Genomic DNA, 18,746 nt, shown 5'->3' with positions numbered 1-18,746 from the left:
ACATGAAATCAATTAACCCTAATGGTATAACCATTATTGATAAATATAAGGGGTTGAAGTGATGAATACATCAAACGGCAAAGAGCTTTATGATGTTATCAGTAAGCTTGGGGATATTGAATGGAGAAGAATTCCATCAAGATATCCCGCCTTTAAATTTAAAAACACTCCTGAGTTTAGCGAAGATCGTTCATCCCGGCCCCCAGCGACAAGTTTTAGGTTTTCAAACGAAAATGACGAAATAATAGATCTTCTGGAAAAGTCAGTTAATTCATATAATGGATTGTTGAAATGGATATTAATAAGTCAAAAAAAAGAGTTTGGCAAGGGTGTTAATAGATGCATATTGCCAGAGTATGTTAATGACAAAAGAAATATTGCATGGTCTGAATGTCAACTTGCAGCTGATAAGTATATGGAAAAATATGAGCCGGATTTCGGGCCAAAAGCTTATGAGGATCTTGTTGGATTAGCCAGGCATGTGCGTTCAGTGTTCAAAAATGCTGGATATGACATATAAATTTAGTCTGAGTGTTCTTTAACAATGGATTGGATTTGTAGCTATGCTTGGTGTTCTCCACTGAGGCGGTAGAGTGCCGGGGGCCAAAAACGTGCATCCCTGATGGGCCAGGCAAGATAGAATCATCACTTTGAGGTAATTGATATGGGGGCAAGTTTTTTTTCGTAGAGATGTGACTATTGAAAATTCTGAAAATAGACTGACATCTGCGTTTATACATAGCAGTTACTGGTATGCATTTGGCGATCTACTGGATGATGTTTTTTTGCCTGGTCATCCCAGACGGCATGAAATAATAAAGTCTGAAGGAGGCGAGTATCTGAAATTTTATTCGTTTGTTGAGTTAGATAAGGCTGGTTTTAATCGGGCTGTTAGGCTAATCTGCAATTATATTGCAAAGCTGCAAAAACCTACTGAATGGCCAAACATGGCGAAGATTGTGTGGGAAAATGTCGCAGTACCTTACATTATTCAAGATGAACGTTATGACGTTAACCCTGAGTAAAATAATGCTCGGTCAAACGTTGCCACTCAGGCGTGATGTAGAGCATGCGAACCAGACCATTATCTGGCAGGCAGCAGCCCGATAGACAGGCTAGTACCTCATGAAAGGCAATGAATGCTGTTAATAAATTCAAATCAACAAAAATGACAGGGTATATGACAACATTTAGAGAGCTATTATTGAATAATCATGTTAATTATGAGAAGAACCGTCGTTCTTCTTTGGATGAATGGTTTGGCAATATTCTGGATGTACCGCTCTCAACGCTAGAAGCAGGAGACATTGCCAGGGCCATAAGGCAATCTCTTTTTTTGTCGGAAGTTTTGCCAGTAGCAGAGGAGTTATTAAAGCAAGATCCTTTGGCTGGAGAGAAGTATGATGGCGAGTTAATATCTTCCATAGCCTCTTTGAGCCGTGGCGAAATAGAGAGCGTGTTACCAACTCTTCGAAATATTAGTTCCTTCTTACATCGGGTAGATAAAAAAGATTTCGAAAGTAGTGTTATTGCGGATGTGGAAAAAATAGCCGCTTTTATTGTTGTTGAATAATAAGTAGGTCATCAATATGGTTTTTACATTAAACAGAAGTGTTTAGTCGTTGCACTTAGCCATAGCTTGTTTGCTCCTCACGGAAAGTGTCATTCATAAAAATAGTATTTGCTCTCGGCTCTGGAATTTCAACATAGTAATAAATCTATATAATTTTCTCCGTTCAGGAGTGATACTCAACAAATGACACCTACAGTTTCAGTTTCCTGATAGACAGGTGGCTAAGCCTACTAGTTTCGTCAGTTTTATTTATTCCGGGGATGGGAGGGAGAATACATGATTAATTTTGACAATGCAGTGAAAAAAGCGGAGGAATATTTAAAATATACAGATATTCCAGTTGTTATTACTGTTCAAAACCGTTTCGCTGAAGGCTGGTTTTTTTGTTTTCAATCCAGAGAATATCTCGAAACGGGAGAGTTTTCTTCTCAACTTGCAGGTAATTCACCATTTATAGTAGATAAGGATACCGGTGAAATACATGAGCTTGGTACGGCATATCCTATTGAAAAATATTTACAAGATTATGAGTGGAAAAAAAACAATGATTTTTAATGAAGAATATCCGGAGAATAAGACTAGCTCACAGCAACTAATTGATTCTAATGAATATTTAAATTTATCAATGGTCCTGCATCATATGATACAGCTGAGGTTTTTTTCGCCAGATTAGATCCATTGATTGCTAGTACCGATGAGTTATTAAAGTCCATCTATTATTTGCTGTGGTTTCCTGGGTACTTTGGTTTTAACTGGAATGCATTGGCAGATTGTTTGAGTGATTATAGTTGGATAGGCGAAGAAAAAATAATAATAGCCCATGATAACTTGCCTGATATTCCAGGTGACGACCTGAAAGTATATATAGAAGTATTGCGGGACGCCGTTGCGAGTTGGGTGAATGATGAACGGCACATATTGGAAGTTATATTCCAGGAAAAAGATCTAGGTTGTATAAAAAGAATACTATTTTCATAGTGTTATATATTTAATGGTTTGTAGTAATTTGCTTATATCCTGCCACCCAGGCCCTAACCCCGGGCCGCCATCACATCTCTGGCCTGAACGTCTTCTCCCGCCAGCGCCGCCAGTTTTCCTTCAGCGCGGTTGCCGCTAGCGGGATTTGCTCTTCCAGCACGGTTAACGCCTCAATACGGTCGGCGCGGAAGTGACGAAAGTCATTCCTGGCCTCGCACCAGGCAATCAGCAGGCAGCGCTCAAGGTCATAGCCCAGCACAACCGGCCACACCACACGGGTTGAAACCTCATCCTTGGTCGCCCGGTAGCGTAGCCGTAGCTTTTTGCCTTGCCGGATGGCGGCTCTGATTAGGCGGGTATCGGGCTGCTGCTCTGGCACGATATCCGGCCTGATCGCCACCGCAGAGCTCGTCACGGCGCGCGCCAGCCTGTCCGGCAGGGCCGACAGGATTTTCGTCAGCGCATCCTGGGCGTTATTGGCGAGCGTCGCATCCGGCAGCCTGCGAACGAGATCCGCCCCTAACAGCAGGGCTTCCAGCTCATCGGGGGTAAACATCAGGGCGGGCATATCGTAGTCCGCGCTGAGGGTGTACCCACTCCCGGCTTCTCCTTCCACAGGCACCCGCTGCCCTGCCAGGTCGGCAATATCCCGGTAAACCGTGCGTTTCGATACCTCCAGCTCTTCGGCCAGGCGCGCGGCGGTGACGGGACGAGAGGCTCGCCTGAGGATCTGGATCAGTTGAAATAATCTGTCTGTTCGCCGCATTTTTTTATCCTGTTGCCACCACGCTGGCAGCATGCCTGAGGGATGATGCCGCCAGGGCCGCGCTGTTCGCTGCCTAAAAGGAGATCATCTATGAAATTCGTGTCTGTCCGTCTGATTGTGCAGAACATGCAGCTAATGGTGCCGTTTTATGAGCATCTGACCGGCGCACGCGCCGACTGGCTGGCCCCGGTTTTCGCCGAAATTATCACGCCAGTAGGGGTTATCGCCATAGGGAGTGCGCAGACCGTCCCGCTATTTAAAGCCGGGAGCGCGGAGCCCGCCTGCAACCGCTCGGTCATTCTGGAATTTAGGGTGGAAGATGTGGACGCGGAATTTGCCCGTTTAAGCGGCTACGTCGAGATGGTACATGAGCCCAAAGAGATGCCGTGGGGCAACCGCACGATGCAGTTTCGTGACCCGGAAGGCACGCTGATTGCGCTATACACGCCGGTGACTGAGGCCGCGAAACAGCGGTTTGCGCGCTAAATACAAGCGCGCTTTTTAGAAATCAGGCGCTCATCCACTGGCGCAGGTTCTCCAGCATCGCCATGCAATTATGCAACTGATCTTCGGCGACAAACTCATCGGGCTTGTGTCCCTGCGCCATGCTGCCGGGGCCACAAATCAGCGTGGCTATCCCGGCCTCATCAAAGAGCCCGCCCTCGGTGCCAAATGCCACGGTGCTGTAATCATCGCTGCCGCACCACTGCGCCAGCCACCGGGCAAATTCGGACTGGGCGTCCGTCAGGAGGCCAGGGTAGTGTCCGAGCGGAGTAAACCGGATGGCGCTTGCCGGGGAAACGCTTTGCATGGCGGGCTCCAGGCTTTGCCGCGCATAGCGTTGAATGTCGTCGATGACCGCCGTGGCCTCGATGCCCGGCAGGTAGCGGATTTCAAAATCAAACTGGCATTCTTGCGGGACAATGTTCAGCGCACTGCCGCCCTGAATGGTGCCGACCTGGAGCGTACTGAACGGGGGATCGAAGCGGGCATCTGTTTTCTGGGTTAGCGCCTCGCGAGCCTCGCCCAGCTTGCTGATAAGCCGGGCGGCATATTCAATGGCGTTCACGCCCTCTGGGGCATAGGCGGAGTGGCAGGCGTGACCGTGCACCTCGCAGCGCATGGCGATTTTTCCTTTGTGCCCGTAAACCGGGCGCATTTCGGTTGGCTCTCCAACAATGCAAAGCGCGGGTTTCTCTTTTGATGCACGGAGGTGCTCCACCAGACTGCGCACGCCGAGGCAGCCGACTTCCTCGTCGTAGGAGAAGGCGAGGTGCAGGGGCATTCTCAGCGGCTGGGCAAGAAACGCCGGGACGGAGGCCAGCACGCAGGCGATAAAGCCCTTCATGTCCGCCGCGCCGCGCCCATAATAGCGGCCATCCCGGTAAGTCATATCGAATGGGGGAACGCTCCACTGCTGCCCGTCCACCGGCACTACGTCCGTATGGCCGGACAGCATCACACCGCCGCCGCCTGCCGGGCCAAGCACCGCGTAAAGATTGGCTTTACGCCCGTCTGCACTGTGAAACAGCTCCGCGCTGATACCCCATTCGGCGAGATAATCATGAATATCCTGGATCAGCGCCAGGTTAGACTCGCGGCTGGTGGTATCCCGAGCCAGTAACTTCTGCAATAAAAGAATCAGTTGGCTATTCATCGCCTGGCACACCGTAGCTGGGGGCTTCGCGCGGATCGAGCGCACGGATCAGGTAATCCTGCATTTGCGGTTTATAGGCCAGCCAGAGGGAATGCAGCGCGGCGATCGGATTGTCATCTGCCCAGTCCACGCGCAGGTCGACAACCGGCCAGGCGACGGTGTCCACCACTTTTAATGCCGCCGAATGCACCGGCCCGGCTTCGCCCCCTTTTTCCAGCGCCGCTTCAAGGGCGGCCATCAGCCTGTCAGCCAGCGGGCCGGGGCTTTGTTCGAAACGTTCGACCATGGCGTTAATCACTGATTTATCGGCCAGCATATTGCCCGCCGCCACGCAGTTATCTCCCTCCACGGCGTGGTAAATGCCCAGAGAATTAACCCCGCTGTGGAAGGCCGTTTTACCATTACTGTCTATGGCCGTGACCTGGCGGTAATCGCTATGCAGATGCTCTCCGACGACAAGCTTGAGGGCTGCCTCTGGAACAATGCCTTCGCCCAGCTTCGACAGCACCATCGGGCCCAGCGCGGGCAGGGTGATGTTCTGACTCGACACCGCGCCAACGCCCGGCACCAGCCACGGGCAGCGCGCGCCGACCGCGATGCTGGAGGAGCTAATGGCGATGCCAAGCTGGCCGGTTTCCCGGCAGCGTGCGGCAATGGAAAAGGTCATTTTTCCCCCTGAGTATCGTCCGGGATCACCGCGATAACGTCGATTTCCATCAGCCACTGCGGCTGGCCGAGGGCGGAAACCACCAATCCGGTAGAAATGGGAAAGACGCCTCTCAGCCATTTGCCGACTTCCTGATACACCGGCTCGCGGTAGCGTGGGTCGATAATGTAAGTCGTGGTTTTGACGATGTGGGAAAGATCGCTCCCGGCTTCCTCCAGCAACTGCTTAACGTTTTTCATCGCCTGCTCAGCCTGCGCCTGCGGGTCGCCCAGCCCAATCAAATTCCCTTCAAAATCTGTCCCGACCTGGCCGCGTACATAGACGGTGTTCCCGGCGCGCACCGCCTGGCAGAGGTCGTTGTTCAGCGACTGGTTCGGGTAAGTCTCTTTGGTGTTAAACATGCGAATACGGGTATGCGTTGGCATTGGTTAATTCCTTGTTGGCAATAAGATTAGCGCTGGGAAGCGTCGAGGTAGCGGCTGTATTTGCGCTGGGTTTCAATGTGGTCGGCGACGTATTTCGCGTCATGCCACACGCCCCAGATAAACGTCGAGCCCCGGCGGGAAAGCCACGGCAGGCCGAGGAAATAGACGCCCGGCTCACTGGAGACGCCGCGCTGGTGGCGGGGTTTGCCCTGCACATCAAAAGCATCCACCTGCAGCCAGCCGTAGTCCGGGGCGTATCCGGTCGCCCAGATAATCGACGTAATGCCCGCTTCGGCCAGGTTCAATTCAAGCGTGGGGCGGGTAACGCAAAGGGGATCTGTCGGGAAGATACGGGCCTGCGGCTCCTCGGGCAGATCGAGCCCGTTGCGGGCCAGCCACGCATCGGCGGCGTCCAGCAGCGCCAGGTAGCTTTCGTCGCCCTGGCGGATATTGTGGGCAAGGTTATCTTCAAAAAAGACTTTCCCTTCGGCAAAGCGTTGGGTCAGCCCGACGAGGTGAATACCCTGGTGTGCGAGGGCGCGAAAATCAACGGTGTGGCCGCCGCGAGCGCCGCTCACGGCGATGGTGACGTGCTCTTTGCCGGGCTGGTTGGCCGATGCATCCCACAGCCCAAGCACACCCAGCCACCAGCAAAAGTCCCGGTTACGGTAGGCGCGGGGAGGGCGGTCGTGGGCGCCCACGGACAGGTAAACCTGTTTACCTGCTCGCTGAAGTTCATCGGCGATTTGCACCCCGGATGAACCGGCACCCACCACAAGCACCGCGCCGGCCGGAAGCTGGGCCGGATTTTTGTAAGCCGCAGAATGAATCTGGTGCAGCCCGTCATCTGCCGGAGCAATAGCCGGCACGATGGGGCGCTGGAAAGGCCCGGTGGCGGCCACGATATGCTTTGCTTCGACAATGCCTTCGCTGGTTACTACCGTGAATCCCGGCCTGCCGTGGTTGCGCGTCACGCTTTTCACTTCCACGCCCGTTTTTACCGGGGCTTCAAATTTACGGGCGTAGTTTTCGAAGTAGTTCGCCACCTCGTCCTTGGGGATAAAACTGTCCGGGTCGGCGGCGTCAAATTCAAGCCCTGGAAAGCGGTCGTGCCAGGCCGGGCCATTCGCCACCAGCGAATCCCAGCGGCCGCTGCGCCAGGCTTCGGCAATGCGGTTTTTCTCCAGCACCAGGTGGGGAATACCGAGGCGTGTCAGGTGCTCACTCATGGCGATCCCGGCCTGGCCGGCGCCAATCACAAGGGTATCTGTCTGTGTTTTTATTTCGGTCATGTCTGTTTCCTTGGTGCTCGGGAAATAAGATTCAGCGCAGCTTCGCTATGGCACAAGGTTATTAAGCGGCAGACATTCCGTAAAATATTATAAATCTAGGGATAAGGTATAAATAAAGTAGCCTCAATCTACAGGCTATGAATTTCCTGTATTTTAAGGCAGTGCATCATGTCTTTTTAATCTTCTGCCAGGGCTTCCGGCATCAGCTCAAACGTACGGCAGTAATCCATAAATAAACGCGTCGGTCGGGTCGGTTCGTTATTGCGTAAATAAGCCATCACCAGCGTGGAAGCCGCCATGTCATCGATGATTTCAACCTGCTTAACGCGCTGGCCGTCATAGGTTACGTCGGTGCAGGGGCGGGTAACCAGCACCGAAAAGCCCATGCCCTGGCCGACCATGCAGCGCACCATTTCAATCGACGGTGAACTGTAGGCCACTTCCGGGTGCAGATCTTTGTCGGTAAAAATATTCATGAAGTAGCTTTTGCTGGGAATGACATCCAGCAGGATCATCGGTTCACGGCTGAGTTCTTCGAGCGTGACGAACGCTTTCCCCGCCAGCGGATGGGCCGCAGGCAGCAGGGCGTAAGGCTTTTGCGGGGCATTCAGTTTTTCGGTGTGCAGCGTGCTCTCTAACTCCAGGTTGTACATAAAGGCGAGGTCGAAACGCCCGCGGTGCAGCCCGTGGGTCAACTCATTTTGTTCGCCGTCGTACAGCCGGATGGTAATTTCTGGGTATAGCTTGCGAAAGCCGGCGATAAGCCGCGGCAGATAAAGCGGGGCTGCGGACTCGAAGCAGCCGATGGCGATGGTGCCGGAAACCAGGTCGTTATCCGCTTTGGCATTTTGCTCAAACTGGTAAGAAAGCCGCAGCAGCTCGCGGGCTTTTTCATAAAACCTCAGCCCGCCCGGCGTGAGAGAAACGCCCTGGGCGTGATGGCGAATAAAAAACTGCTGCTCAAAGGTGTCTTCCAGGTTTTTGATGGCAATGGAAACGGAAGGCTGGGCGATATGCAACTGCCTTGACGCCTCGGCGATGCTCTGCGCCTCCACGACGGTGACAAAATACTTGAGTTGCTTGAGCGTGAAATGTGTCATGGCGCTAACCCCGCTTTTTTATTGTCAATGCAGCCTGCAAGAAAGTTTCAGACTATCCAGTCAATCTGTAGCAAAGCCCATGCCAGATGCTACCGGGTCAGTGACATCCCCAAAAAGCGTGTGGGAGAGGCGAGATTTTAGCAAAGGGAGCTTTTGAGTCTGAAAATCTCACTGGGAAAAAATATTTTTGTTTTTCGCTGGCATTTATTATCCCCAAAAAGTAGCAATGAAAAATTAAGCTGCACTTTTTTGGTGCGGGTGAATATTTAAAAGTTCAATTATCTGCCTGAAATATGTCTTTATTGGCTTTCTTTCGGGAAATTAACGCCTTGTGCTTCATTGGTGCAAAAAAATAACCATTGCATTAAAACAATTTTTTATAGAGGTAAGGAATATTTTTCGTCCTTTATCCCGACGCGCTTCTCCTGCAGCATGGCCCCATCGCAAACGCTCATCGAGTGATTATCGTCCTGGCGAATATATTGCAAGGCATTCCCCGGCGCGAAAATCATACGTTGTTTAAGGTGCCTGCGTTTTGGCATCCATAAAAATGATTAACCACCTGCACTGGAGTCATCGCATGTTTACATCTTCACATAGCAAAGCGTTATTTATCTGCATGGCGGCGGCGCTGCCTTTACTGCTTAGCGGCGGGGCTCAGGCCGCCGTGATGACCCCCGGGCAGCTTACGGTGGGCAGCGATATTACCTTCCCGCCTTACGAATACCTCGACGGCAAAACCCCGGCGGGCTTCGATATTGAATTTATCAACGGCGTGGCCGAAGCGATGAAGCTGAAGCCCAATTACGTGGATACCCGTTTCACCAGCCTGATCCCCGGTCTGCAGGCGAAGCGCTTCGAGCTGATTGCCTCCGCGCTGTTTATCACCCCTGAGCGCCAGAAAGTGATCGACATGGTGCCGTACCTGAAAACCGGCGAGTCGCTGCTGACGCTCAGCAACGCCAGCTTCAAGCCAACCAAACCGGAAGAGCTTTGTGGGCATAAAGTAGGATCAATGCAGGGTACCTACTGGCTGGAAAAACTGCACACGCTGTCTGCGGACTACTGCGTGAAGCAGGGACTGAAGCCGATTACGGTAAGCGAATTCTCAACCGACCCGCAAACCACGCAGGCGCTGCTTTCCCACGCGGTTGAAGTACAGATGACCGACGCCGCCGTGGCAAGCCAGGTGGTGGACAAAATGAAAGGGCGACTGGCGGTGACCTCGACGGAACTGCTGTACCCGGTACTGGTGGGGCTGGGGGTGAGCAAAACAAACCCGGAGCTTAAAAAAGCGCTGAACGACGGCATTGCGGCCTTTAAAGCCAGCGGGAAATACTCGGCCTTAGTGAAAAAATACCACCTGGCGGAGCCGTCCGAAGCTGAAATTCAGGCCAGTAGTTTGTAATCATCACCGCCGGGGAGTACGGATATGTCTTTTGACTGGAACTATTTATTCAGCCTGTTTAGCAACGCTGATTTTTGGCAGGCAACCTGGACCGTGATTAAGCTGAGCCTGCTTAGCTGGATTATCAGCATTGGGTTTGGTTTTCTTCTGGCGCTGGGCAAACAGGCGGCGTCTCCCTGGCTTTCTTTACCGGCGCGGGCTTATATCTGGCTGTTTCGCAGCCTGCCGCTGCTGGTGCTGTTGATTTTTGTCTACAACCTGCCCCAGGCGCTGCCCGGCAGTTCGGCTTTGCTGAGCGATCCTTTCTGGGCCGGTCTTATCGCGCTGGTGCTGAGCGAAACGGCCTATATTGCCGAGATTCACCGCGGTGGCCTGCTGGCCATCCCGCGCGGGCAGCGTGAAGCCGCCCATGCCCTGGGGCTGCGCTACGCCGGTATTCAGTGGCTGGTCATTGTGCCGCAGGCGCTGCGGGTGGCGCTGCCGTCGCTGGCGAACGAATACATCTCCATCGTGAAATTAAGCTCGCTGGTGTCCGTGATTTCGCTGACCGAGATCCTGATGGTCGGACAGCGGCTCTACTCGCAAAACTTCCTGGTAATGGAAACCATGGCGGCGGTGGCTTTCTATTATGTGTTTATCGTCACGGTCTTTGATTTCCTGCTGAAGCTGCTGGAAAAACGGCTGGATGTCACCCAGCGTAAAACGGCCCGTCTGCCGGAAGCTGAGCTGGAGGCGATGGCGGCGCAGGAAAGCGGGTTGGTTGCTCGCCCGGCGCTGGCCGCGAATACTCCCGCGCTGCAGGCCCGTAAGCTGCACAAAGCCTATAACAATGTGGAGGTGCTCGGCGCGGTGAACCTGGAGATCAAGCCCGGGGAAGTGGTGTCTGTTATTGGCCCGTCCGGCTCCGGAAAAACCACGCTTATCCGTCTGCTGAATGGCCTGGAACAGCTGGATAACGGCGAGATCCTGATCAACGGCCAGCCGTTTATTCGCCTGGAGAAACAGGGGGCTCAGAAGCCGCAGTACGTGGAAAACGCCGCGCACCGGTTAAATATCGGCATGGTGTTCCAGGGCTTTAACCTGTTCCCGCACTTAACGGTGATGAAAAACCTGATGCTGGCCCCGCACTACCACCGCCTGGCGACGGATGCAGAGCTGAAGCGTGAGGCCTGCGTGTTGCTGCGTAAAGTTGGTATGCTGGAGCACGCCCACAAATACCCGCATCAGCTTTCCGGCGGGCAGCAACAAAGGGTGGCGATTGCTCGGGCTTTAATGATGCGCCCGCAAATCATGCTGTTTGATGAGCCTACCTCAGCGCTGGATCCTGAAAAGGTGAATGAGGTGCTACAGGTGATAGAAAACCTGGCCGGCGAGGGTATTACGATGGTGATCGTCACCCACGAGATGAACTTTGCGTTTAGCGTGTCGGACAGAATTGTGTTTATGGAAAAAGGGCGGGTGGTCTGCGATGACTCGCCGCAGGCGTTGCGCAGCGGAGAAAACCCGCGCATTACCGAATTCCTGAAAGACGTTAACCTGGCGCCTGTGGCGGCCTGAAAAAGCGGGCTGCGGTAACATAAACCTGCCGCAGCCCGTCGGATTAAATCTCGATCACCTTCACGCCAGAATTGCGTGCCATTTTTATGCACTCCGCCGTATCTTCTCCCCCAGGGAAAGCCAGCAGCACGTCGGGGCGGCTGTCCTCCAGCATAAACAGATTGCGGCGGATTTCCGCGTATTTGCCGTGTAGCGCCCAATTGGCCGGGTAGCGGATGACGTGCACGTCGGTGCCGCGGGCCCAGGTTTCAATGGTGCCGCCGAGCGACTGATGCCCCCCGTGGATCAGCACATCTATTGTCTGCGTGCTGGTATATAAATCCAGCACGCGGGTGAGGGTGTGGGTGTCGGCATAAAATCGACCTGCGCAGATTAAAACTCTCACTTTTCTGTACCTTAAAGTTGCTTTCCTTGAAAAGATGCTTCGTCCACCTCGCGGCGGTTATTGTTTTTTAAGCGTCCGGCGGCGTTTCGATAAAGCGCAGCGACTTATCGCCCAGGCGGTCAATCACCGGGTAGGCCACGGCCGCGATGTGGTGATGCACGCGGCGGTAGTCCCGCAGCACTCGCTGGAAAATGTCGCCGGATTCCGCCCAGGCATTTTTGTCCTCTCGCAGTTTTTTAAAGTGCTCGCGGCTGGCGGAAGCCTCGAGCTGACGAATGGTTTCCTTGCGCTGTACCAGCTGATGGGCTGCGGATAAATCTTCATGCATAAACGCGGCTATACCGAGACGCAGGCTGGTAAGGATCTCCGCATGCAGCAGGCGGATGTTGTGTAACTCAAAGTCGCTGAACAGTTCGCCCCGACGCGCGCGGCGCGTAGCCAACTGGGTCAGGTTGCTGGAGAGAATGTCGCCCGCGTGCTCAAAGTTGATGATGAACATCAGGATCTCCTGGGCGCGATCGGCATCCGCGTCATTCAGCCCGTCGTGGCCGATGTCGGCCAGGTAGGCACGCACCGCCGCGCTGAGCAGATCCACCGATTGATCGAGCTGCCGAATCTCATCGGCGGCCTGCTTTTCCTGGGTAACAAACAGCACCAGCAGACGGTCCAGCATGATGGTAAGCATGTCGGCGGCGCGCAGTGATTCCCGGACTGAGTTAGACAGGCCGATATAAGCCACTTCGAGGCCAGCATCGTCCAGATACATCGGCATGCCCGGGTCGCCCACGCGCTCTTCTTCCGGGAACAGTCGCTCGAGGAAACGAGCCATCGGCGCGGTCAGGCCGATGAACAGCAGCGCGAGCACGACGCTAAACGCCGTGTGGAACCACACCACCAGCTGCGGCGTGCTCAGCCCGGACTTCTGCGCGATATCCGTCAGCAGCGGGAGCAGCATTAACGCCAGCGCACAGCCGGCCAGGCGAACAATCAGGTTGCCCACCGGCAGGCGACGAGCCACGGCCGAACCGGCGTTTAGCACCGGCGGCAGCGCGCTGCCGATATTTGCCCCCATGACCAGGATCAGCGCCGTTTCAGGCCCCATCGCGCCGGTGGCGGCGAGGGAGGCTATCAGCAAAATAATCGCCACGCTGGAGTGGCACAGCAGGGTCAGGATCGCAGCCACCAGCAGAGCGATTAAGACGTCCCCCTGCAGCCCCTGCATCACGGCGTGAAATACCGGCGTGACTTCGATCTCCGCCAGCGTGCCGCTCAGCAAATGCAGAGCAAGCAGCATCAGGCCGAGGCCAATCAGGGCACAGCCCACGCTCTCAAAGTTGGAATGGTCGCGCAGCTTAAAGACCACAAATCCGGCCAGCAGAAGCAGAGGAATGGCCATTTCCATGTTGAAGCTCATTAGCTGTACCACCAGCGTGGAGCCGATGTTGGCGCCGAGCATCACCGCCAGGGCAGGGGCAAGGCTCAGCGTGCCGGCGGCGGTAAACGACGTCGCCATCATGCTCACCGCAGTGCTGCTTTGCAGTACGCCGGTAATGCCGATACCGGCGAGCAGAGCTGTCCAGCGGTTGGTGAGGTGGCGCCCCATCCAGTTGCGCAGCGGCGTGCCGAAGCCGCGCTGCAGCGCGGTTGAAATCATATGGCTGCCCCAGAGCAGCAAAGCGATGGCGCCAGCCAGGTTAATTAACAGAGTAGTTCCGGACATAATTAATTCCCCCTCTTCAGGGCGGGTGGTGTAACAAAACGCAGTAACCTGATCGAAAAACGATGTATGGCGCTGGCGAGGTTCAGTAAGGCTTTCGCATGTCGGTAGTTGATTTTCCCTCCGGCGAACCAGGCCAGGGCGTGGACGCGAAGGGTGCGGGTTATTTTCATTAAAAATAAGACAACCAGTGCGATGGTCTTATTTTTAATCAGGAAAATAATGGAATGTTGCTTTTCCATAATGCTTTCCAGCTTGTGTTACTTGCCTGAAAGATGCCGCCGAAGCGGCACCCTCAAACGGCAGACCAACCTCTGGCGAAAGAAGAAATGCCAGATGGCTCTTTTAAAAAAACAGGAAAATCAATTCGTTGATTTTCGACTGCTCACTACAAAGAGGGAAAAACCACGCTTTTTTCCTCTTTGTCTGCAATAAGATGCCGCCGAAGCGGCACCTTATTGCTGTTTTTAACGCAGCGTTAGTGCCACTGCTTGAAGCGACGCATGTAGAACGTCTTCATGCCCTGAGCCACACAGCAGTAGGCGAGCAGGGTAGCCACCAGCCACGGGAAGTACTGCCACGGCAGCGCCTGCAGCCCAACCAGCGGCCCGAGCGGAGAGAACGGCACGTAAATCCCAATCGCCATAATCAGCCCGGTCATCATCATCACCGGCCAGGCGGCGGTGCTCTGAATGAACGGAATTTTCTGGGTACGCAGCATGTGCACGACCAGCGTCTGCGACAGCAGGCCTTCGACGAACCAGCCGGACTGGAACAGGGTCTGCATGTGCTCGCTGTTGGCGCTGAACACAAACCACATCAGCGCGAAGGTGGTCATGTCAAAAATGGACGACGTCGGGCCAATCCAGACCATGAAGCGGCCGATGTTTTTGGCATCCCACTTACGCGGCTTGCTCAGGAACTCTTTATCCGTTTTGTCCCACGGCAGCGCGAGCTGGGAGATGTCGTACATCAGGTTTTGCAGCAGCAACTGGATCGCAAGCATCGGCAGGAACGGGATGAATGCACTGGCGACCAGCACCGAGAACACGTTGCCGAAGTTGGAGCTGGCGGTCATGTTCAGGTACTTCATGATGTTGCCAAAGGTCTCGCGGCCCTTGATCACGCCTTCTTCCAGCACCATCAGGCTCTTTTCCAGCAGAATGATGTCGGCGGACTCCTTGGCGATATCGGTGCCGCTGTCGACCGAGATACCTACGTCGGCATCGCGCAGGGCAGGAGCATCGTTAATCCCGTCCCCGAGGAAGCCTACGGTGTGGCCGTTGGCCTGCAGCGCTTTCAGCACGCGAGACTTCTGCAGCGGCGTCAGCTTGGCAAACACGGTGCGCTCTTCCACTAATTGCTGCAGAGACGCATCGCTCAGTTGCTCAATCTGCGGGCCGAGTACCGGCTCGCCTGGCTCCAGCCCGACCTGGCGGCAGATGCGGGTAGTGACAATGGCGTTATCGCCGGTCAGCACTTTTACCGCCACGCCAATGTCCATCAGGGCGGCGATAGCCGGGCCTGCGCTCTCCTTCGGTGGGTCGAGGAAGGTGAGGAACCCGCGGATGATCAGATCGTGCTCATCGTCGGTGCCGTACTGTTTTTTCGCCTCGGCTTTAGGGATGTCGCGAGTGGCCACCACGAGGACGCGGAAGCCGTCTTTGTTGTAGTCATTGGTCATTGCCAGCATGGCGTCACGACGCTGGTTGTCCAGCGCGACAACCTTGCCGTTCTCTTCCATATGGGTGGCAATGCTCAGCATCTCTTCCACGGCGCCTTTGCACACCAGCAGGTGATTGCTCTGGCTGTCCTTCACCACAATCGACAGGCGGCGGCGGACGAAGTCGAACGGCATCTCATCGACCTTGCTGTAGCCCTGTGGTTTGACGAAGTTTGGCTCATTGTCAGAGAAGTAAATGACGGCCTGGTCCATCAGGTTTTTGATACCGCTTTGGTGGTGGCTGTTGAGCCAGGCCAGCCCCAGCACGGACTCGTTTTTCTGGCCGTTGGTGCCAACGTGGTGCTCGAGGATTATTTTATCCTGCGTCAGTGTTCCGGTTTTGTCGGTGCACAGCACGTCCATTGCGCCCAGGTTCTGGATAGCGTTCAGACGCTTAACCACCACTTTGCGCTTCGCCATCGCCACCGCGCCTTTGGCGAGGTTGGCGCTGACGATCATCGGCAGCATTTCCGGCGTCAGGCCCACGGCCACCGCCAGGGCAAACAGCAGGGCATCCCACCATTCGCCTTTCAGCAGGCCGTTAATCAGGAACACCACCGGCACCATCACCAGCATAAAGCGGATCAGCAGCCAGCTGACGCTGTTCACGCCGCGGTCGAAGGCCGTTTGTGCCCGGCTCCCGACAATCGCTTTAGCCAGCGAGCCAAAGTATGTCCGTGGCCCGGTCGCGACCACCACAGCCTGCGCGGTACCGCTGACCACGTTGGTGCCCATAAAGCAGATGTTAGGGATATCCAGCAGGTTTTCGCTGTCGATCGCCTTATCGTGCGCAGACTTTTGCGCCACGTCGCCCAGGGTGTCGTATTTCTCAATCGGTAGCGCTTCACCGGTCAGCACGGCCTGGCTGATAAACAGGTCGCGAGACTCTATGAGGCGCACGTCTGCCGGGATCATATCCCCCGCATAGAGTTGCACGATGTCGCCCACGACCAGTTCACGCATCGGGATTTCACGCGGGGTTCCTTTTTGCCCCGCATGTTCGCGACGAACCACCGTGGCGGTAGTGCGAACCATCGCTTTCAGCGCCTCGGCAGACTTCGCCGAGCGGTGCTCCTGCCAGAAACGCACCAGGCCGCTGAGCGCCACCATGGTGCCGATGATAATCACCGTTGTCAGGTCGCCGTCTTCGCCTTGGCTGGTGGGCAGCCAGTAATCGGTAAAGAAGCTGATCCCGGCGAGAATACCGAGCACGTAGATAAACGGGTTATTAAATGCCATCAGCAGCTGAAGTAGCGCGTGAGGCGGTTTGTCATGGGCAACCTCATTCAGGCCATCCCGCTCCAGCCGTGCGCTGGCGTGGGCCTCCTGCAGCCCTTCCCGGGTGGTATTCAGGTTGACCAGGGTTTCTGCGATGCCATTTTTGGCTTCCTGGGCGGCACGCATAGACAGCGTGCTTTTTTTATTACGATTCTTGGTTTGTACAGTCATGGTGGTGCTCCTGTCGCCGGGCGGCAGCAGACTTTTTTACGGCGAACGCCAGATTTAAGGCGGCCGAAAATAGTCCGATGTCGCATGAGCGATCGGTTTTAAATTAATTTCGCACAGGGTTTCTCGCTATTTATTTATTAAAATAAATAGGTGAGAAATTTATATTTTCTTTTCTTTGGACGTGCTTATACCTGCTGATAAATATGCCGAAAGGCATCAGCGAATAAACAGGTGCCAACAGTGACGTAACTCAGCATGACGCACGAAAGCGGGCTGCGGCATAGCGCGCAGACACGCCAGGCGGCGTAACGGCTGAATCAGGCTACGAAGGGTCGACTTTGTGGGTCTTCGCTGTCAGAGAAGCTGCAGCGACGCTCCAGCTGGCCGGTGACAGGACTGACACGCCAGTTGGTGATGCGCTGATTCAACTCACTGATTTTCGAAGAGAAAATTGAGTTTGACTGTTTTTTACGTGCGGACAACACCCGATCGCGGGGCGGCCGGACACGCAGCGTTGATGTCACTGTTTTGACACCAGGAAAAAGGGTAGATTTGAAGTTCATAACACACCTCGGGACCGTGAAAACCCTGGTCGAGGTGGGACAACACGAGAGCATCAGGCTCCGGCGAGACACACCAAAACGAAGAAGTGATCACAATCGATTTCATGTTTACTTTCCCGAACCGCCATTAAGGCCATGTTCGGGCAGCTACTAAATTCAGTATCCATTAGTCTCTTATGTCAGGTTAGGAAAGGCCGCAACTTCGGCCCGTGAAATCTACCCATGGCTAATACTATTGTCAACCCGCGAGTGGAAATTAAATTTGTTCGTTTATATTTCAGTGAGGGAATATTGAGGGAGAGAATAAAGGGTATTTTCTATCTCTCTCCCTGAGTTGCGTTTTTTCTCTAAGCAAGAGACTGCCTCTTGGTTAAAAATACCGGGTTTTTTGTCGGTTCGGTAAAGGTTACGTTCAGTTTCAGTTCCCGCTCCCAGGCTTGTAAACGGCTCGGGGAATCATCGTCATTTCCTGATACCCGGTTCTCTCGTTTTTTACCCTCACCCTAACCCTCTCCCTGGAAGGGAGAGGGAACAGATTGCGTACTCCTGGAAGGGAGAGGGAACAGATTGCGTACTCCTGGAAGAGAGAGGGAACAGATTGCGTACTCCTGGAAGGGAGAGGGAACAGATTACGTACTCCAGGAAGGGAGAGAGAACAAATTGCGTACTCCTGGAAGGGAGAGAGAACAAATTGCGTACTCCAGGAAGGGAGAGGGAACAAATTGTGTGCGCCTGGAAGAGAGAGGGAACAGATTGCGTACTCCTGGAAGGGAGAGGGAACAGATTGCGTGCTCCTGGAAGGGAGAGGGAACAGATTGCGTACTCCAGGAAGGGAGAGGGAACAAATTGTGTGCGCCTGGAAGAGAGAGGGAACAGATAGCCTACTCTTCTGACCTGTTGTTTTCCCCTCTCCCCTTTGGGGAGAGGGCCAGGGTGAGGGGAAGATTTGTTCCTGGTACTTGTTTGGGAGAGAGCCGCCGCTCGCGATTAAGAACTTTCCTTAAGCTAAATCAAAACCTGCTGCCAAAGCCTATTTATGCCCCATAAGCTTTGATTTGAAACAAAATTTAACGCTTAAGACGGTTCATCTGCTACGTTAGTGTGATAAAAATCACATTAAGACGGCCGGGGATCTGCCGTCGACAACCCGTTTTTGTTCCAGTTGAAAAAGTTAGGTCGAACGTTATGGATGCGAAACCAACTCGCAGCCCCGGCGGCAAAATTGCGCTGTGGCTGTTTTATGCTTTTTGTTTGTACATCGTTTGGGCGATGATTCGCTATTTTTGGGTGGTCAGCGGGGTGACCAGCGGTGATTTGGGCACCTTTAGCGGAAAATTGCTTGGCGCATTAATGGGGCTGCTGGTACTCGGGTCCGTTGCGGCAGTGCTGGGCTGGGTAGCCTGGTATACCCGGCCGCGTGCGTATCCCGTTCGAGCCAGAGAAAACCGACTGCGTTAGAGCCAGATTTCCCAATGAGCCACCTGCA

General features: G+C 54.1%; 17 protein-coding genes and 1 pseudogene. 8 read left to right on the top strand and 10 right to left on the bottom strand.

The features are described from left to right. Positions 1-61 precede the first annotated feature (61 nt). The 4 genes and pseudogenes from VW41_13955 (at position 62) to VW41_13940 (ending at position 2,128) form a co-directional block, all read left to right on the top strand. The gene (locus VW41_13955) at positions 62-520 is read left to right on the top strand and encodes a hypothetical protein (protein ID AJZ90055.1); all 459 of its coding nucleotides are present in this window, start codon (positions 62-64) and stop codon (positions 518-520) included. Positions 521-659: 139 nt separating this feature from the next. After that, positions 660-1,025, top strand: coding sequence for a hypothetical protein (locus VW41_13950; GenBank protein AJZ90054.1), 366 nt, complete (start codon positions 660-662; stop codon positions 1,023-1,025). A 155-nt stretch (positions 1,026-1,180) separates the two neighbouring features. Beyond that, a pseudogene (locus VW41_13945) lies at positions 1,181-1,453 on the top strand (hypothetical protein). A 396-nt stretch (positions 1,454-1,849) separates the two neighbouring features. After that, positions 1,850-2,128, top strand: coding sequence for a hypothetical protein (locus VW41_13940; protein AJZ90053.1), 279 nt, complete (start codon positions 1,850-1,852; stop codon positions 2,126-2,128). A gap of 493 nt (positions 2,129-2,621) precedes the next feature. Here the strand turns inward: VW41_13940 and VW41_13935 are convergent, their stop codons facing one another. Continuing rightward, a complete protein-coding gene (locus tag VW41_13935) occupies positions 2,622-3,317 on the bottom strand; it encodes a DNA-binding protein (protein AJZ90052.1) in 696 nt (231 codons plus the stop codon). A 90-nt stretch (positions 3,318-3,407) separates the two neighbouring features. On the opposite strand from VW41_13935, the gene VW41_13930 reads away from it, so the two are divergent. Next, positions 3,408-3,803: a glyoxalase gene (locus VW41_13930; protein ID AJZ90051.1), complete on the top strand. Its 396-nt coding sequence runs from the start codon at positions 3,408-3,410 to the stop codon at positions 3,801-3,803. Positions 3,804-3,825: 22 nt separating this feature from the next. On the opposite strand, the gene VW41_13925 is transcribed toward VW41_13930, so the two are convergent. From VW41_13925 to VW41_13905, 5 genes are all read right to left on the bottom strand, one after another. Beyond that, positions 3,826-4,974: an acetylornithine deacetylase gene (locus tag VW41_13925; protein ID AJZ90050.1), complete on the bottom strand. Its 1,149-nt coding sequence runs from the start codon at positions 4,972-4,974 to the stop codon at positions 3,826-3,828. Then, entirely contained in the window at positions 4,967-5,641 is a 675-nt protein-coding gene (locus VW41_13920; protein ID AJZ90049.1) for a major pilin protein fimA, read from the bottom strand. The genes VW41_13925 and VW41_13920 overlap by 8 nt, the downstream gene beginning before the upstream one ends. Further along, a complete protein-coding gene (locus VW41_13915) occupies positions 5,638-6,066 on the bottom strand; it encodes an endoribonuclease (protein AJZ90048.1) in 429 nt (142 codons plus the stop codon). Before VW41_13915 ends, VW41_13920 begins: the two co-directional genes overlap by 4 nt. A 26-nt stretch (positions 6,067-6,092) precedes the next feature. After that, positions 6,093-7,358 (bottom strand): FAD-dependent oxidoreductase, encoded by a 1,266-nt coding sequence (locus tag VW41_13910; protein AJZ90047.1) that lies wholly within the window; start codon positions 7,356-7,358, stop codon positions 6,093-6,095. A 176-nt stretch (positions 7,359-7,534) separates the two neighbouring features. Further along, positions 7,535-8,458, bottom strand: a complete 924-nt coding sequence (locus tag VW41_13905) for a LysR family transcriptional regulator (GenBank protein AJZ90046.1) — start codon at positions 8,456-8,458, stop codon at positions 7,535-7,537. Positions 8,459-9,077: 619 nt separating this feature from the next. Here VW41_13905 and VW41_13900 point away from each other — a divergent pair. Together VW41_13900 and VW41_13895 are read left to right on the top strand one after the other, a co-directional pair. Further along, on the top strand, positions 9,078-9,866 hold the full coding sequence (locus VW41_13900) for an ABC transporter substrate-binding protein (protein ID AJZ91974.1): 789 nt from the start codon (positions 9,078-9,080) through the stop codon (positions 9,864-9,866). 24 nt (positions 9,867-9,890) lie between these two features. Next, positions 9,891-11,423: an amino acid ABC transporter ATPase gene (locus tag VW41_13895; GenBank protein AJZ90045.1), complete on the top strand. Its 1,533-nt coding sequence runs from the start codon at positions 9,891-9,893 to the stop codon at positions 11,421-11,423. 43 nt (positions 11,424-11,466) lie between these two features. Here VW41_13895 and VW41_13890 read toward each other — a convergent pair whose 3' ends face one another. The 4 genes from VW41_13890 to VW41_13875 all read right to left on the bottom strand — a co-directional run bounded on the left by VW41_13890 (position 11,467) and on the right by VW41_13875 (position 16,697). Further along, positions 11,467-11,808: a hypothetical protein gene (locus VW41_13890; GenBank protein ID AJZ90044.1), complete on the bottom strand. Its 342-nt coding sequence runs from the start codon at positions 11,806-11,808 to the stop codon at positions 11,467-11,469. A 67-nt stretch (positions 11,809-11,875) separates the two neighbouring features. Further along, positions 11,876-13,528 carry a Na/Pi cotransporter gene (locus VW41_13885; protein AJZ90043.1) on the bottom strand — a complete coding sequence of 551 codons (1,653 nt, stop codon included), beginning with the start codon at positions 13,526-13,528 and terminating at the stop codon, positions 11,876-11,878. A 2-nt stretch (positions 13,529-13,530) separates the two neighbouring features. After that, positions 13,531-13,767, bottom strand: a complete 237-nt coding sequence (locus tag VW41_13880; GenBank protein ID AJZ90042.1) for a hypothetical protein — start codon at positions 13,765-13,767, stop codon at positions 13,531-13,533. Positions 13,768-14,003: 236 nt separating this feature from the next. Continuing rightward, positions 14,004-16,697, bottom strand: coding sequence for a magnesium ABC transporter ATPase (locus VW41_13875; GenBank protein ID AJZ90041.1), 2,694 nt, complete (start codon positions 16,695-16,697; stop codon positions 14,004-14,006). A 1,748-nt stretch (positions 16,698-18,445) separates the two neighbouring features. On the opposite strand from VW41_13875, the gene VW41_13870 reads away from it, so the two are divergent. After that, on the top strand, positions 18,446-18,718 hold the full coding sequence (locus VW41_13870) for a membrane protein (protein ID AJZ90040.1): 273 nt from the start codon (positions 18,446-18,448) through the stop codon (positions 18,716-18,718). The last annotated feature ends 28 nt before the right edge of the window (positions 18,719-18,746 follow it).

The organism is Klebsiella michiganensis (assembly GCA_000963575.1).
GTDB lineage: Bacteria > Pseudomonadota > Gammaproteobacteria > Enterobacterales > Enterobacteriaceae > Cedecea > Cedecea michiganensis_A.
Note: the sequence above shows the minus strand (reverse complement) of the source record. Positions and strands in the feature narration are given on the sequence as shown.

Excerpts from the sequence above, each read along its gene's own strand:
- VW41_13875 (AJZ90041.1), bottom strand. The coding sequence starts at position 16,697 with ATGACTGTACAAACCAAGAATCGTAATAAAAAAAGCACGCTGTCTATG.
- VW41_13900 (AJZ91974.1), top strand. The coding sequence starts at position 9,078 with ATGGCGGCGGCGCTGCCTTTACTGCTTAGCGGCGGGGCTCAGGCCGCC.
- VW41_13880 (AJZ90042.1), bottom strand. The coding sequence starts at position 13,767 with ATGGAAAAGCAACATTCCATTATTTTCCTGATTAAAAATAAGACCATC.
- VW41_13870 (AJZ90040.1), top strand. The coding sequence starts at position 18,446 with ATGGATGCGAAACCAACTCGCAGCCCCGGCGGCAAAATTGCGCTGTGG.
- VW41_13955 (AJZ90055.1), top strand. The coding sequence starts at position 62 with ATGAATACATCAAACGGCAAAGAGCTTTATGATGTTATCAGTAAGCTT.
- VW41_13920 (AJZ90049.1), bottom strand. The coding sequence starts at position 5,641 with ATGACCTTTTCCATTGCCGCACGCTGCCGGGAAACCGGCCAGCTTGGC.
- VW41_13925 (AJZ90050.1), bottom strand. The coding sequence starts at position 4,974 with ATGAATAGCCAACTGATTCTTTTATTGCAGAAGTTACTGGCTCGGGAT.
- VW41_13935 (AJZ90052.1), bottom strand. The coding sequence starts at position 3,317 with ATGCGGCGAACAGACAGATTATTTCAACTGATCCAGATCCTCAGGCGA.
- VW41_13905 (AJZ90046.1), bottom strand. The coding sequence starts at position 8,458 with ATGACACATTTCACGCTCAAGCAACTCAAGTATTTTGTCACCGTCGTG.
- VW41_13910 (AJZ90047.1), bottom strand. The coding sequence starts at position 7,358 with ATGACCGAAATAAAAACACAGACAGATACCCTTGTGATTGGCGCCGGC.
- VW41_13895 (AJZ90045.1), top strand. The coding sequence starts at position 9,891 with ATGTCTTTTGACTGGAACTATTTATTCAGCCTGTTTAGCAACGCTGAT.
- VW41_13930 (AJZ90051.1), top strand. The coding sequence starts at position 3,408 with ATGAAATTCGTGTCTGTCCGTCTGATTGTGCAGAACATGCAGCTAATG.
- VW41_13915 (AJZ90048.1), bottom strand. The coding sequence starts at position 6,066 with ATGCCAACGCATACCCGTATTCGCATGTTTAACACCAAAGAGACTTAC.
- VW41_13885 (AJZ90043.1), bottom strand. The coding sequence starts at position 13,528 with ATGTCCGGAACTACTCTGTTAATTAACCTGGCTGGCGCCATCGCTTTG.
- VW41_13940 (AJZ90053.1), top strand. The coding sequence starts at position 1,850 with ATGATTAATTTTGACAATGCAGTGAAAAAAGCGGAGGAATATTTAAAA.